This is a genomic window from Corallococcus sp. AB049A (assembly GCF_003668885.1).
GTDB lineage: Bacteria > Myxococcota > Myxococcia > Myxococcales > Myxococcaceae > Corallococcus > Corallococcus interemptor.
The window spans coordinates 1-383 of the sequence record NZ_RAWL01001472.1 but is presented as its reverse complement, the minus strand read 5'-3'; the positions used below and the strand labels follow the sequence as shown (position 1 = coordinate 383).

General features: G+C 69.7%; 1 protein-coding gene. It reads left to right on the top strand.

Annotation, left to right across the window (positions count from 1 at the left end; all coding sequences use genetic code 11):
- The coding region (locus D7X55_RS47495) for an efflux RND transporter periplasmic adaptor subunit (protein WP_121725819.1) at nt 1-383 on the top strand (383 nt) is incomplete at both ends.

Sequence of the window (383 nt, the reverse complement as noted above, 5' to 3'; positions counted from 1 at the left end):
AGACCGGCAACTTCGTGCAGATCAACACGCCGATCTTCCGCATCGTCGACAACTCGCGGCTGGAAGCGACCCTCAACGTGCCCGAGCGTGAACTGGCCACCCTGCGCGCCGGCCAGCCGGTGACGCTGGCGGCCGACGCGCTGCCGGGGCAGAGCTTCACCGGCACCGTTGATCGCATCGCGCCGGTGGTGGATTCGGGCAGCGGCACGTTTCGCGTGGTCAGCGCCTTCGACGGCGCCGCACACGCGCTGCAGCCCGGCATGTTCGGTCGCATCCGCATCGACTACGACCAGCGTGCCGATGCGCTGGTCGTACCGCGCCTGGCGTTGCTCGACGACGGTGAGCCGGCGGTGTTCCGCGTGCGCGAAGGCAAGGTCGCACGC